1 protein-coding gene is annotated in these 474 nt (G+C 51.9%); it reads left to right on the top strand.

Annotated features, from left to right (window positions below; translation table 11 throughout):
• A partial coding sequence (locus D3D02_RS19395) for a hypothetical protein (protein WP_121571383.1) occupies nucleotides 1–413 on the top strand: 413 nt, incomplete at its 5' end.
• Nucleotides 414–474: the final 61 nt, after the last annotated feature.

Consider the following 474-nt stretch of genomic DNA (forward strand, 5'->3'; position numbering starts at 1 on the left):
AGTTTGAAGCAGCGGGGAACGGGGAGGAGGGACTATCCACTAGCGAGGCAGTTGTGAAGTTCCTCCTCGAGAACAGGGATCGAGCGTGGAAACGCCGCGAGATCGCAGACGAAATCAACCGTGATCCGAACACCGTGGGAACGAACTTGAGTCGGTTGAAAGATCGCGGTCTCGTTCGCCACCGCAAAAATCATTGGGCGATCACAGACGATCACCATCGACTCGTCGAAGCGACCCGGTTCTCAAAGGTATTCTCCACGCTCAACGAGTCGGTTGGATCGATCATCGAGAGCGAAGAGGAAGCAAAAGCGTGGAGCGACGCACAGCCGGATCGGCCTCATCCAAGCGTTGGTGACGGTGAAGAAGACACCCAAACCGTCGAATCTGAAGGACACAACGATGACGACCAGTGATTTGTCATTTTTAACTACTGTGTCATTTATTTATAAATTTCATATAGTAGTGAGCCGTAGA

It is taken from the genome of Halobellus sp. Atlit-38R (assembly GCF_003665925.1).
Taxonomy (GTDB): Archaea; Halobacteriota; Halobacteria; order Halobacteriales; family Haloferacaceae; genus Haloquadratum; species Haloquadratum inordinatus.